The sequence below is a fragment of the Shimazuella kribbensis DSM 45090 genome (assembly GCF_000428065.1).
In the GTDB taxonomy this organism is placed as follows: domain Bacteria; phylum Bacillota; class Bacilli; order Thermoactinomycetales; family Thermoactinomycetaceae; genus Shimazuella; species Shimazuella kribbensis.
In genome coordinates this window covers 1-13121 of sequence record NZ_ATZF01000031.1, presented here as the reverse complement: position 1 = coordinate 13121, position 13121 = coordinate 1, and the positions used below count along the sequence as shown (strand labels likewise).

Annotated in this window: 11 protein-coding genes, 1 rRNA gene and 1 other RNA gene; 9 read left to right on the top strand and 4 right to left on the bottom strand. The window is 43.5% G+C overall.

What is annotated here, in order from left to right; translation table 11 throughout:
* The coding region (locus tag A3GQ_RS25180; RefSeq protein WP_037465731.1) for a hypothetical protein at positions 1-676 on the bottom strand (676 nt) is incomplete at its 3' end.
* 184 nt (positions 677-860) lie between these two features.
* On the opposite strand from A3GQ_RS25180, the gene A3GQ_RS0120600 reads away from it, so the two are divergent.
* Positions 861-1448 carry a KinB-signaling pathway activation protein gene (locus tag A3GQ_RS0120600; RefSeq protein ID WP_028778653.1) on the top strand — a complete coding sequence of 196 codons (588 nt, stop codon included), beginning with the start codon at positions 861-863 and terminating at the stop codon, positions 1446-1448.
* A gap of 94 nt (positions 1449-1542) precedes the next feature.
* Positions 1543-2631, top strand: coding sequence for a hypothetical protein (locus A3GQ_RS0120595; RefSeq protein WP_028778652.1), 1089 nt, complete (start codon positions 1543-1545; stop codon positions 2629-2631).
* Positions 2632-2689: 58 nt separating this feature from the next.
* Here A3GQ_RS0120595 and pdaB read toward each other — a convergent pair whose 3' ends face one another.
* Entirely contained in the window at positions 2690-3460 is a 771-nt protein-coding gene (gene pdaB, locus A3GQ_RS0120590) for a polysaccharide deacetylase family sporulation protein PdaB (RefSeq protein WP_028778651.1), read from the bottom strand.
* A 147-nt stretch (positions 3461-3607) separates the two neighbouring features.
* Here pdaB and A3GQ_RS0120585 point away from each other — a divergent pair, with 147 nt between their 5' ends.
* Positions 3608-4306, top strand: coding sequence for an AzlC family ABC transporter permease (locus A3GQ_RS0120585; RefSeq protein WP_028778650.1), 699 nt, complete (start codon positions 3608-3610; stop codon positions 4304-4306).
* Positions 4299-4619 carry an AzlD domain-containing protein gene (locus A3GQ_RS0120580; protein WP_028778649.1) on the top strand — a complete coding sequence of 107 codons (321 nt, stop codon included), beginning with the start codon at positions 4299-4301 and terminating at the stop codon, positions 4617-4619. The genes A3GQ_RS0120585 and A3GQ_RS0120580 overlap by 8 nt, the downstream gene beginning before the upstream one ends.
* Positions 4620-4639: 20 nt before the next feature.
* Here A3GQ_RS0120580 and A3GQ_RS0120575 read toward each other — a convergent pair whose 3' ends face one another.
* Entirely contained in the window at positions 4640-5113 is a 474-nt protein-coding gene (locus tag A3GQ_RS0120575) for a glutathione peroxidase (RefSeq protein ID WP_028778648.1), read from the bottom strand.
* A 147-nt stretch (positions 5114-5260) separates the two neighbouring features.
* Between A3GQ_RS0120575 and A3GQ_RS0120570 the strand changes: the two genes are divergently transcribed.
* The 3 genes from A3GQ_RS0120570 to ssrA all read left to right on the top strand — a co-directional run bounded on the left by A3GQ_RS0120570 (position 5261) and on the right by ssrA (position 6519).
* On the top strand, positions 5261-5476 hold the full coding sequence (locus A3GQ_RS0120570; RefSeq protein ID WP_028778647.1) for a hypothetical protein: 216 nt from the start codon (positions 5261-5263) through the stop codon (positions 5474-5476).
* Between the two features lie 156 nt (positions 5477-5632).
* Entirely contained in the window at positions 5633-6097 is a 465-nt protein-coding gene (gene smpB / locus A3GQ_RS0120565; protein ID WP_028778646.1) for an SsrA-binding protein SmpB, read from the top strand.
* 60 nt (positions 6098-6157) lie between these two features.
* Positions 6158-6519: a transfer-messenger RNA gene (gene ssrA, locus A3GQ_RS26440) on the top strand.
* Positions 6520-6673: 154 nt separating this feature from the next.
* Here the strand turns inward: ssrA and A3GQ_RS27450 are convergent.
* Positions 6674-7750 carry a hypothetical protein gene (locus A3GQ_RS27450; RefSeq protein WP_156877858.1) on the bottom strand — a complete coding sequence of 359 codons (1077 nt, stop codon included), beginning with the start codon at positions 7748-7750 and terminating at the stop codon, positions 6674-6676.
* A 337-nt stretch (positions 7751-8087) separates the two neighbouring features.
* On the opposite strand from A3GQ_RS27450, the gene A3GQ_RS0120555 reads away from it, so the two are divergent.
* Positions 8088-12383, top strand: coding sequence for an AAA domain-containing protein (locus tag A3GQ_RS0120555; protein WP_028778644.1), 4296 nt, complete (start codon positions 8088-8090; stop codon positions 12381-12383).
* A gap of 547 nt (positions 12384-12930) precedes the next feature.
* Positions 12931-13121 (top strand): 16S ribosomal RNA (locus A3GQ_RS0120550); the annotation flags it as partial.

Below are 13121 nucleotides of genomic sequence, written 5' to 3'. Positions count from 1 at the left end.
TGGCGAAAGGCTGGTACGGAGCCGTGTGAGCCGGACGCCCAGTGGGGTCACCACCGTTGGCGAAGGGCTGGTGCGGAGTCGCGAGAGCCGGACGCCCAGTGGGGTCACCACCGTTGGCGAAGGGCTGGTACGGAGCCGCGTGAGTCAGACGCCCAGTGGGATCACCACCGTTGGCGAAGGACTGGTGCGGAGCCGTGTGAGCCGGACGCCCAGTGGAATCACCACCGTTGGCGAAGGACTGGTGCGGAGCCGTGTGAGCCGGACGCTGGGCGGGGTTGCCGCCGTGCATGAAGGAGTTGGGCAAGGAAGCGGGACCACTGTACCGTTCCCACCCATAGAACCGACCGATTTCAGAGTATCCCTTCCGCAACTCATCGCGGAAGGATTCCTTGTATTCGGGGAGGTATTTCACTCCCTCCACCATGACAAGGAGAGTCTTGAGGTTCCTCTGTTCTTCGGACCCATGGGGGGCCTGCGACGCGGCTTGCTTGAGTGCGAGGATGGCCTGGTTCAAGGCATCCTCGTACGGCATGTCCTGCGGAGGCTCGGCGTACTGTCCGTTCTTGAAGCCCTTGTCATTCCCCTTCTTGAAGAAGATTCGCGAGAACAAGCTCACGTTGATGATCAGCAGTACGAGCCAAAGCCCGATGACCTGCCCGTTGAAGGTGATGTTCACCGTTTCCCTCTCGGGTAGATTCCAGTGTGTTGTTTCTTACCCCTATTCTACCAAGAAAGATTTACCAAGGAAATTAGCTTTTTCTCACTAAAGGAAAAAAATTATTCCCAATGATTGGAGATGTGAAAGCAGATATTCAAATGTGCTACAATCAAAAGCGAAGCAAGGGAGTGTGCTTATACATATGACATTAAAAAAATTGTTTTTTTGGATTGTCTCTACGCTGCTTGTTGGAGCTGTATTGTCCATTGTTTTTGGATATGGAATCGGAGCGATCACAGGTACGGATTTTGGGGCGTTTACGCAAATTTTATTGACAGGTCTAACGTTTGCAGCCGTTGCTGAGCTTGGATTTTTCTCCTATCTCGTGTTCAATTGGCTGGCAAAGGGCTTTTTACGCAATCCCAAACTTTTTTCTTCTATCCAAATTTTTTTGATCCTCATTTTACTGGCAAACTTGGTTTATTTAAACATCAGTAAGTTTGCTGGTTCGTCTTTATTCACTCACTTATTTGTGCCAGTTCTCATCCTTGTAGTGTCACTCGTAGTGGCTTGGTGGAAATCGGCCAGAAGCGTCCAGCAAGCATTTGTACCGACGTTATTTTTTATGGTAGTAGGTACGACTTTGGAGTCGATCCCATCGATCAATTCCAAAGCGGGTGAAGTACCATTGCCATTTGTTGTGTTTACCGTGCTTATCTTGCTCGCATGCAATAGCTACCAGATACTTCAGCTCTCATGGCTGGTAAAACGTTCACAAAAAGATAACTAATCTGTTAGAAAGAGGTTCTTATTCCACACAACCTCTTTTTTTGTTGCCATTATAATGGGGAAGATGAGTAGAATTTTCCTCAAAGAGGCGATGGATGATGACAAATAGAAATGCTTTATTAGTTGGCAGCTTGCCTTTTCTACATGAGAAAGATGCAATGACCAAAGCGATCCAAATCCTTGGTGACTCCTTATTTGCTCTTCCAGATGGGGAAATCGGGGAAAAATCAGAGGCATATCCAAATGGCAATCGTTCCGCTTGGATCATGTCCATCATTGATAGTTGCAAAGAAGACAAAGAAAATTGGGATACGATTGATATAGGAGAGCGGAGCGAAAGCGGTTTTCCGAGTGACTATAAACATGTGACCAAATTACGAGCAAAGCATAGAGCAAGTGATATCGATCCTTATCTCAATTTTGGATATTTGGATGCTTTTAAACAAAGTTATCCCATTTTCCAAGAGCTTCGAGAAAAATATAATATAAGTGATGTGAAATTTCAGGTGGGTATTCCTACCGGATTGGCCATTGGATTTTTCATGCTTGGTCGGTTGGATGCGTTTCGTTACCAAGAAGCTTTTAATCGACGTCTCGCTTATGAAGTAAACGAGATTGTCAAAATCGCCGGTGATGATGTAGTGATCCAAATCGAGGGATCAGCAGAAGTCGCTCTTGCCGAACAACTACCCAAAGTACTGGTAAAAGTAGCAGTAAACAGTTTGCTGGGGTTGGTTGAAAAATTAGATCCAACTGTGAATATCGGTTTGCATTTATGTTGGGGTGACTTGAACAATAAGGCACTAACCCATGCAAAAACTCTGGATAAGATGGTCTATTTGACCAACAAGCTCCTGCAAAAATGGCCAACCCATTATAAGTTAGCTTATATTCATTTCCCTTTGGCCGAAGCATATGTTCCCCCGACTCTTGATGAACATTACTACAAGCCATTAAAATATGTCCATCTGCCTGAAGATGTACGATTTGTAGCTGGTTTTATTCATGAAGGAAGAAACCTCGAAGAGCTAAGCAAGATACTAAAAATACTGGATACGACACGAGGGCAAAAAGTGGATATCGCATGTTCCTGTGGGCTTGGACGAAGAAGTCCAGAAGTAGCAACGTATTTGTTAGAAATGACCAAGCTATTGTTGGAGACAAAAGATGAAAATGCCTTATAACATACAAAAGTAGACATTTCCCTATTCGAAATGCCTACTTCTTTTATGAAACGAGATCCTATTCGACTGATTTTTGTTTTACATCTGATCCAGCTAATAATTCAGAGACGGTCACAAAATCATAGCCTTTCGCCCGTAATTGATCGATGATTTGGGGGAGGGCTTCTTTTGTTTGGCGACAAGAGTCACTTGCATGCAACAAAATAATATCTCCTGGATGTGCTTTGGTGACAACGCGATTGACGATCTGTGATACACCTGGATTCATCCAGTCTCTTGAATCGGTATCCCATTGAATGGATTTATAGCCCATCTGATCCGCGATCTTCAACACCCGTTTATCAAAGTCTCCATTCGGATAGCGAATGAGATTAATCTGTTTCAGTCCCGTTACTTTCTTTAAAATGCTATCTGCCTTTGTTATTTGGGTACGGATTTGTTCATCGGATAAGGTGCTATAGTTTTCATGTTTATGTCCATGACTTCCAATCTCATATTTGGCATCAACGATACGTTTTACAATATCAGGATGTCCTTCTGACCAAGGAGAGGAGAGGAAAAAAGTGGCTTTCTTGAGTCCTTTTTGCTCCAGTACATCAAGGATCGGACCTGTTCGCTCTTCCCCCCAACTGATATCAAAAGTGAGTGCCACCACTTTTTTATCGGTCTTTACACTATAAATTGCAGAAGGACCTCCATCATCTAATGGGAGAAATACATCAACGTTCTGTCGCTCGGCATAGACGATTCCTGCTGCAAAAATGATACCCAATGCTAAAAGGCTTACTTTTTTTAGTTGTTTTGCTGATAGTATCCAGAAAAAGTTCATTTTTCATTGACCTCCATCCGTTTGTCCTATTTTCATCGTATGGGAGGTATGGACAACTTATGTCTGTTTTGTTGAAATGATAAAGCAATAAATTTACTATTGTATTTATAAAGAAAGACATAGGTATTTAGCATAGGAGAGTAGAACATGACACCTCATACTTTTTTACAAGGCTTAAGAGCAGGAATACCTATCGCTATTGGATATGTACCGATTGCAATCGCGTTTGGTTTATTAGCAAAATCGGTAGGAGTTCCAGACCAGATCACCATTTTATTGTCTTTATTTGTATTTGCTGGTGCGAGTCAATTTATGGCTGTACAAATGGCGACGAGTGGTGTATTTGTATCAGAAATTATTTTTACTACTTTTATTTTAAATTTACGCCATTTTCTCATGACCGCTTCTCTCGGACAGCGACTGGAGCCCACATCAACTCCTTGGCGTTTTTTACTGGCGTATGGGGTGACAGATGAAACCTTTTCGGTTGCATCTCTTCAGAAATCACATGTATTGGGGAAGAGTTATATTCTCGGTTTAAATTTACTGGCTTATAGCTTTTGGAATATCGGGACATGGGTAGGATTGTTTTTATCCAGCAGTATTCCATCCTCGATCCAACAGAGCATGGGTATAGCTCTGTATGCGATGTTTATTGGCTTGCTGATGCCATCTATTCGTGGGTCCTCCAAAGTTTTGCTTGTTGTGGTTGCGGCAGTCATCGTGCAAGTATTACTGTCATCGATGGGATGGTTGTCCAATGGATGGAGGATCATCATAGCGACCATCTGTGGCGCAGCAGTAGGGGCACTGCTATTTAGAGAGGAGGAATCTCCTCATGAATAGCAACCTTTATCTCATGGTGATTGGGATGTGTTTGGTTACCTATATCCCAAGATTGCTGCCGCTTTTGTTTATGCAACAGATCAAATTACCTGCTTTTTTGGAGCGTTTCTTACGGTTTATTCCTTTTGCAGCACTAGGTTCGTTGGTTTTTCCGCAAGTATTTTTCTCTGCTGGAGTTGAAAATTGGTTTCCAGCCACGATTGCTACCATTGTCTGTATGGTGCTAGCTTGGTTTCGGATCAATGTGGTTATTGTTGTATTGGCAGGGATCGCAGTGACATTTTTCGTAACAAAAGCCCCTCTACCATGGTGAGTAGAGAGGCTTTTTTATTGTTACAAGAGTTCTTCGATTTTATCGGTCATTTTTTCTGGTTCTGTATTTGGAGCAAACCGTTTTACTACTTTGCCGTCACGATCAACGAGGAATTTGGTAAAGTTCCATTTGATAGCTCCGCCCAAAATACCTGATGCCTCTTTTGTGAGGTGTTTATATAGCGGATGAGCGTTTGAGCCGTTTACATCGATTTTAGCAAACACAGGGAAATGAACCCCATAGTTCACTTGGCAAAAATCTTGAATTTCTTTGTTTGATCCAGGTTCTTGTCCAAGAAATTGGTTACAAGGGAAACCAAGAATTTCGAAACCTTGATCTTTGTATTTTTCATACAGCTCTTGTAGCCCCTTGTATTGGGGAGTGAAACCACATTTGCTGGCAACATTGACGATGAGTAAAACTTTGCCTTTGTAATCGGCAAGTGATTTATCATCCTCATTTGCTGCGGTTACATGGATATCGTATAGGCTCATGAGTATGTAGTCTCCTTTGGAAATAACTAACTCTAGTTTAGCAGATAGAGGAGTACAAAGAAAACAAAGTTAGTTGATATTCGTCTTGCCTTTGACCATGTTTGGATTATAATTAGATTAGTTGTTGCAAGCAGAGAAAGGCTCAACATGGGAAGTCAGGATGAGCTCACTGGTAAGAAGTTCGGTGAGCACTGGAGTGGCATGGATGATGATCCTGCCATCGACTCTCGCAAACAGGCTTTCATGACACTCGTAATTCTCATCGCGTTCACAGCTCGCTTCGCACAGCCGGAAGGTGATGAGCAGGAGGGGGAAGAAACCCCTGCCCCGTACGACGAATCATCTTCTGGACGTAGCTCCTGATCACTAGGAGCACAACTGGCTCGGCATCTCTCCGGAGACGCCGAGCCAGCCACATGTATAAATGAAATTTACCCTGATTTCTTAGAGAGCAGGGTGTTTGGTGTCTTTTGGTACCAGTAACCCTCATGCTATAATAGCGATCAGGAGTGATGTAGTATGGGTACAAAAGGAACAAAAGTGGTCGCTCGGAATAAAAAAGCGACACATGATTATCATATTGAAGAAACATTTGAAGCTGGGATTGTACTTACCGGAACCGAAATCAAATCGATTCGCCAAGGACGAGTAAATCTGCAAGATGCTTATGCACGGGTCAATCAAGGGGAAATATATGTGGTTGGAATGCATATTAGCCCATTTGAACAAGGCAATCGTTACAATGTAGATCCAACTCGTACCCGAAAATTGCTGATGCATAAAAAAGAGATCAACAAATTGATCGGTCAGATCAAGATCAAAGGACTTACCTTGATCCCTCTTGATCTTCATTTACGAGATGGCTTTGCCAAGCTTCAATTGGCCTTAGGTAAAGGGAAAAAGCAGTATGATAAACGAGCATCTGCTGCCAAACGAGATTCAGACCGCATGATTGAAAGAAAGCTAAAAGAACAAAACCGCTAAACCTATACAAATAAGAGTAATCGTGTTATAATCATAAGTCGTTATTGCTCTTTTTGATATGGGGGCGTTTTTGGGATTCGACGGGGATGATTGTCCCACGAGGAGCGAGCCGAGGGGCTGCGTATCTCGCTAAATACGCGGACGCCAATAATAACTGGCAAAAACAATAATGTTGCTCTAGCTGCCTAATAGTGTAGCTAGGATCCACTTCTCCATCGCCTATGTGGAGCTGTTGGGTCTCAAACTTTAGTAGGCTAGCCGTTCGATAGGCCACGATCGAATCGGCGAATCTGAGTGGCTGGTCTAATGAGTAGCCTGTCGCTGGGCGACTTGTTAGACGAGATCCAAATCAGTGACTGCGCTCGGAGTGCCTCGTGGGGTGGTGTCTTCGGACAGCGGTTCAACTCCGCTCGCCTCCACCATAACCAAAGAAACCATAACCTGATGTCAGGTTATGGTTTCTTTATTTATATAAGTTTTGTAGGGATTTTTCGAAAGAACATCGGGATGTAGTCCTAAAACCACGCACCCCCGCTGGACATCAGTCCTGCGGGGGTGCCTGTCAGCTCAGATCACTCAACGTTCGATGATCTCGTTGAGAGTGGCGGTCAGCTTGAGCTTGGCGTTCTCGACCGTCTTTCCCTCGATGGTGAAGATCGACGTGACCTTGCCGGTGGCAAGGTCACGCACCTCGAAAGAGGTGTCGAAGAACGACCAGGGGTAGACCTCCCGGTCATCCCGCTCCTGCATCTTCACGAACAGATCCCGCTTCTTGCGGGCGTTTTCTCCATGAGGACGCTTCATCTCGTCGTTCCAGACCTGTCGGTTCTGGTAGATGGTCACGAGCCGACCGAGGTCGATGTCCTCGATGACACCCTTGAGGTGGAAGATCTTGGCGGTTGCTCGACCGAAGGCTTCACTGTAGACATCGTGCGGCGCCATCGGGTCGAGGTTGAGTACCTGCTCCCAGCCCGTCTTGTTGACGAAGCGGGTGCCGATGATCTCCCCTGTGATGACGATGCGCTCGGCTTCAGCGAGACCCTCGAGCCGCTCGACGGTCAACTCCTTCAGAGCCTTGGCTCGGGCGTCGCGGCTGATGTTGATTGCCGCGATGTTGTGCCCATTGGCCTCTCCGTCGATCTGGTCACAGCGGACCAGACCATGGCGGGCGTTGACCTGTGCCGACTCGCCGATGATCGGCGTGTGGATGGATCGAGCGTTTGCCATGCCGTAGATGCCTTCGGTTGCCCTGAGGTCGCTGAAAGCGTCCACGAAGGCATTCCTGTGGATGACACCGACGGTGGCACTCGTTCCTGCGTTGGCCCACCCCCTCACGACCTCGATGTTGAGCGTTTTGTGAGCGATGGCCCTACCACCCTGCTCCAGAACCGAGAGAGTGATGTGGTCTCCATCTACCCGCCCAAAGGCGGTTCCACCGATGACGCGGGGAGCATTGACGGCGCTGCCCTTGTGGCTCGTGCCGAAGTTCACTTCCTCCTCGCCCCGGGCGTAGCCCTCAACGAGTTCGACGGTGAACTTGTCACCATGACACATGACGGGGTACGGGCAGTGGGGCAGAGTCGCTCCACTGTTGATCGGAATCTGGACCTCGCGACGGGAGAGGTGGTCATACTTGCGGGTCTGCTCGGACATGTCACTCCTATGAGACTCGTGCTAGATGATTGCTGACAGTTGTTTGAAAACCCGCTCCATCGAAACGATGAAAAAGGCTATTCTACCATCTATTAGATCAAAAATTTAAAATTTAATCAATATATATAGTAATTTGTAATAAATATCGAATCCTTGAAACAAAGTTTCTTGCCATTAATCAACTGATATTTAAAACAAAAAAAGTAGAATTATTCCATTTGTTTGCCGAACTGATGGAGAAACTTCATTTTTTCTCCTGATTTTTTTTGTTATGATAGATTTACCAGTGAGAGTTACATAGGGAAGCGAATTATCAAAAAGTAGGTGATGAACACAGATGGATCCAATACGTGAACGTGTGATTCGTCTTTTTCAATATCTGAAAGAGACGAAAAATCTGCAAGAAAAAATAGTTCGAACTGTTGATGAATACGAAACTGTCTGGTGGCAATCGGATTTGATTGGCATGGATGGTGTAGATATTTATGATATTTATAGCAATGATGAGGTCTGGATGAGTGTGGAAAGGCCGCATCTTCAAGAAGCTCCCATACCTCCTGATAAGCTGATTGATTGGATCAGTGATTGGAAACAACCAGATAAAAAACCTAAGCCGATTGCAAGTAAAGGAAAAAAAGAGTTTCAAAAAGATACAGAACGAGTGGAACTATTCGAAGAATGGTTCAATAAGGAATGGAAACCTTGGGCGCAGGAGGTAGCGGCAAAATACAAAGTTAAAAAAGTATATGATGAATTGTTCTCCCTCTACAATCGATTACAAGTAGAAGGCGATAGTATTGAAATCGTTTGGGGACATGGATTGCTTCGTTGGGAGATTGGCGACGTACATATTTCCCGACACTTAATCGCTACGCCAATGGAGTTGCATTTCTATCCTGAAAAAGGGGAGTTCCGTCTTACCTCTACTTCCAAAGGAAACTATATGGAGACAGATATGCTCACTTCTACGTCATTTACACACATCAATCAAATCCATGATCTTGTCGCAGAACAAGGTGGATTATTTACTCCACGTCAGGAAGAGGAAGTATCTCCTATTCTTCAGCGTGTGGTGCATGTGATCAGCCCGGATGGTCGATACTCCTCTCAACTGGATCATGTGAAAACAGCAACAGATCGACCTTTTGTTTCCTATAGCCCTGCGGTTTTCATTCGTCGCAAAGGAGCAATGACATGGGATCAAGAGCTTAGTGATGTAATTGATCGTCTACAAGAAGGGTATCCTATCTCTCGTGTGTTATCTCGACTGGTCTGGTTGGAAGAGGAAGATATCTTTACATTTGAGAGAGAACAGGAAGAAGATGATCTACTAAGTCCGCATCTACTTTTCCCTTTGCCAGCCAATCAACAACAAAAAGAGATTGTAGAAAAGCTAAATCACCAAGACGGAGTTGTTGTTCAAGGGCCTCCAGGAACAGGAAAGAGTCATACGATAGCCAATCTCATCTGTCATCTGCTCGCACAAGGAAAGCGCGTGTTAGTTACGAGTGAAAAAGAGAGAGTACTGGATGTTTTGCGTGGCAAGATCCCCGAAGAGATTCGATCGCTTTGTGTTAGTTTTCTTGGCGGAGATGCAAAAAGTGTCAAAGAACTTGAGAATTCGATTCGCTCCATTTCAGAACAACTGTCTACCAAACAACTATCTGAGTTAGAACAAAACATTAACGAATACAATAAAGAATTATTGGAAGTAAGAAACAGCATCAATGATATTGAAGAACAAATGTCCAAAATCGCCATGATGGATAGTGAAACAAAAGAGATTGATGGAGAAAAATGGACGCCATTGTCTGCTGCAAAGTGGTTGCACCAAAACCAAGAGCATAATTGGTTGCCAGACTCCATCAAGCCGGATGTTCCTTTGCCGATGAGCGGAAAAGAAGTGGAGGACCTAGTAGAAGGCCTTTCTCATTTTCAAGCAAAAGATCGTGCTTCCTTGGCAAGTGCTCGTCCAGCACTAGATCAATTAATCAATCCCCAAACTTTCGCGGCTTTGATGCAAGAATTGCAGATTATCGAACAAAATGTGGAACAAAATCGGGTCTTTTTCCAAGAATGGGATATCTCTGGTTCTATATCTCATCTGCTTCTTCCAGCTAAAAAGGTAGTAGAAGATGCTATCCTTGAACTGCAAGAGGTCTATCGTGATGCTTGGCAAACCTCGATTCTTCAACAAACAAAAGAAGAGCATGATTGGGTAGAGTTAATCGAAGAATTTCGGGAAAGACTCAGCTGGATTAGTGCCTACGACAAAGCGCTACTTGAGTTTGATGTGGAATTACCAAATTCCAAGTCAACAGCAGTCATCAAGCAAGATGTGGCATATGTATTAGAGAGAATGAAACAAATGAAACGAACAGGGAGAGTATTCCGCCAAATAACAGGCAGACAATACTCTTACTTGTTTAAAGATTGCACAATAAATGGGAGACCAGCGAAGGAACGAGAAGATTTTGAGATCATTCAAGATTATATTGAACGCAATGATCTGCGAAATCGTGTTGTATTAAAGTGGAATCGATTGATGGAAGATATAAATGGTCCAATGGTTGAAGCGGCTACACCTAGATTGGTTCATCTATTAACCGATTGCTTGGAGCAAATCGAATACTTATTAGCATGGCCTTCGCGAGTGGAACAACAACTCAATCCAATCGTTATGAATCTAGGGGTACCACAAGTAGACTATGTACAAATCGAATGGTATGAAGATTTTCTACATGCGCTCCAAGCTTTGAATGATTATTTCCATTGGGAAAAATTAAATCAAAAGTATAAACAGATTCAGCATATTTTAGTAACAGGCAGAGATGCGGAAAATGCACATCCTTATTGGAATGATTTATTGGTAGCTTTGCAAGAAGCAGATATGGAACGGTGGGATCAACTTTACACTGAATTAGAGCGCTTAGAAAGTTTGCAGACGGTTTATAGTCGTTTCCAAGAAAAATATGAGCAGCTTCGTTCTGTTGCTTCAAAATTAATAGCCAAAATGGAGCAAGAAGAAAAGTATCCATTCGCTCATTTTGCAGAAGCATGGAAATGGAGTCAATTAAAAAATTGGTTGAGTCCATTTGCTCCAACCGACGATTTGGAGCTCCTAGAGAAAGAATTGCACAAAAATCAAGACCGAGAAGCGTTTATCATCCGCCAATTGGTAGCAGATGCAACATGGAAAGAACGTTTAGAGAAAACGACGGAAAAAGAAAAACGTAGCCTTATTTCGTGGTTGCAGTTGATCAAACGAATTGGTACAAGCTCTGATAAACAGCTTGATTTGTATCGCAGAGAAGCAAATGAAGAGCTAAATGTTTGCCGGGGTGCAATTCCAGTATGGATTATGCCTATCCAACGAGTAATTGAAAATATAAAGTTGGATGATGATCGCTTTGATGTAGTGATTGTTGATGAGAGTAGCCAGAGTAATCTCTATGCACTTAGTGCATTGTTGAGAGGGAAAAAAGCTGTGATCGTGGGGGATGACGGTCAGATCATACCTGATAAAGTTGAGTTTGATAACCAATTGAATATGGATTTGATCAAGCGATATTTATACGATGTACCACAATCCGGTCATTTGGACATTTCTACTAGTTTGTACGACACAGCAAATCGGATCATTCATAACAAGGTGATTCTCAAAGAACATTTTCGTAGTGTTCCGGAGATTATTCAATACAGCAATCAATTGAGTTATGACAATGAAATGATTCCGCTTCGCTTGCCAAACTTGCACGAAAATTTCAATCCTCCGATTGTAACGGTGCCGGTAAAAGTGGATAGTCCGAAAGATCATGCAAAAGGCTTAAATGAACCAGAAGCCATTGCGATTGTAGAAGAAGTCTTGCGTTGCTGCAAGGACGAAAGATATGCAAATAAAACTTTTGGTGTTATTTCACTTGCTGGTCACGATCAGGCAAAACTAGTGGAAGATCGTTTGCGTTTGGAATTAGGAGAATTAGAAATGATGCGTCGTCGAATCATTTGTGGTGATCCTTATCGTTTCCAAGGAGATGAGCGAGATATTATTTTCCTATCGCTCGGAGTTCTACCAGGTTCGAAACCTAAAGAACTCACTTCAGAAGCGGATCGAAGGCAGTTTACTGTTGCCACCAGCCGTGCTAGAGATCGAATCTTTTTATTCCATTCGATCGAACTGACAGAGCTATCACCTGATGATATTCGTTTCTCCTTATTGAAATATTGTCAAAATGTCTCATCAGGTCAACATGTGGATCCTGTAGAGAAGGATAAGTTGTTTGCATCACAATTAGAGCAAGACGTATATCAGTTCATTGTCGATAAAGGTTATACCGCTAGTGTAAAAGTTCAAATTGGGATTGGTAAGAGTTTGGACATTGTTATCGAGGGTGACCGTACAAGGCTTGCTATTGAGTGTGATGGGGATAAGACACTTACTATGGAACAATGGAAATTAGAGTTTGAACGTCAGACACTATTAGAGAGAGTGGGATGGCACTTTCATCGAATTCGAGGTAGTTATTTTTATCAGGATCCAACACTGGCTATGCAAGCAGTATGGGAGAAATGTGAGCAACTACAAATTTTCCCTAAACAATCAGCAGATAGCCGAGAGTTGGAAAAAGTATAGTGTTTTGATTGGTGTGATCCGTTTTGGATTGCACCTTTTTTCGTTCCGATAAAAAAGAAGATATATAAGAATCGTAAAGAAACACGCGACGACTGGTTCACATGTAGCCTGAGCTATGTAAACCAGTCGTCTTTTTCCTGCTAACAGGAATGCACATTCACTGACCTTCTGGTTGTCGACATAGAGAGATCGGTTTTCTTCTCGGTTCCTATGGGGACCTTTCGGTTTGGAGGGATGACTGTGCTTTACATTTAGTTCAAAAAATAATATCAAGAAAAGCATTAACATTGTTTAGAGCAGTATAGGATAAAGGATAAAATTTAATGCTCATGTAAGGGGTAAAATAAAAAAGTTATACTTTTTTTATGAAAGAGAAAAAAGTTGTTGACGTAGTGTAGTAGAGCATGTTATATTATTTCTTGTCGCCGCGACAGTGCGGATGACGCAAGAAAAAAGAAGTTGTTCCTTGAAAACTGAAGAGTGAGATCACAAACCTGTTAATTTTTTTAACAAGCTAGCAATAGCAAATGAGCAAGACAAGCTTTCTAACATGGAGAGTTTGATCCTGGCTCAGGACGAACGCTGGCGGCGTGCCTAATACATGCAAGTCGAGCGAGGAACTTCGGTTCCTAGCGGCGAACGGGTGAGTAACACGTGGGCAACCTGCCCTCAAGCCTGGGATAACTCCGGGAAACCGGGGCTAACACCAGATAATCTTTTCTTTCGCATGAAAGAGAA

Bases quoted from the DNA above. Each gene is read 5' to 3' on its own strand.
- A3GQ_RS0120575 (WP_028778648.1), bottom strand. From the start codon at position 5,113: ATGAGCCTATACGATATCCATGTAACCGCAGCAAATGAGGATGATAAA.
- A3GQ_RS0120555 (WP_028778644.1), top strand. From the start codon at position 8,088: ATGGATCCAATACGTGAACGTGTGATTCGTCTTTTTCAATATCTGAAA.
- A3GQ_RS0120585 (WP_028778650.1), top strand. From the start codon at position 3,608: ATGACACCTCATACTTTTTTACAAGGCTTAAGAGCAGGAATACCTATC.
- A3GQ_RS0120570 (WP_028778647.1), top strand. From the start codon at position 5,261: ATGGGAAGTCAGGATGAGCTCACTGGTAAGAAGTTCGGTGAGCACTGG.
- smpB (WP_028778646.1), top strand. From the start codon at position 5,633: ATGGGTACAAAAGGAACAAAAGTGGTCGCTCGGAATAAAAAAGCGACA.
- A3GQ_RS27450 (WP_156877858.1), bottom strand. From the start codon at position 7,750: ATGTCCGAGCAGACCCGCAAGTATGACCACCTCTCCCGTCGCGAGGTC.
- A3GQ_RS0120595 (WP_028778652.1), top strand. From the start codon at position 1,543: ATGATGACAAATAGAAATGCTTTATTAGTTGGCAGCTTGCCTTTTCTA.
- A3GQ_RS0120580 (WP_028778649.1), top strand. From the start codon at position 4,299: ATGAATAGCAACCTTTATCTCATGGTGATTGGGATGTGTTTGGTTACC.
- A3GQ_RS0120600 (WP_028778653.1), top strand. From the start codon at position 861: ATGACATTAAAAAAATTGTTTTTTTGGATTGTCTCTACGCTGCTTGTT.
- pdaB (WP_028778651.1), bottom strand. From the start codon at position 3,460: ATGAACTTTTTCTGGATACTATCAGCAAAACAACTAAAAAAAGTAAGC.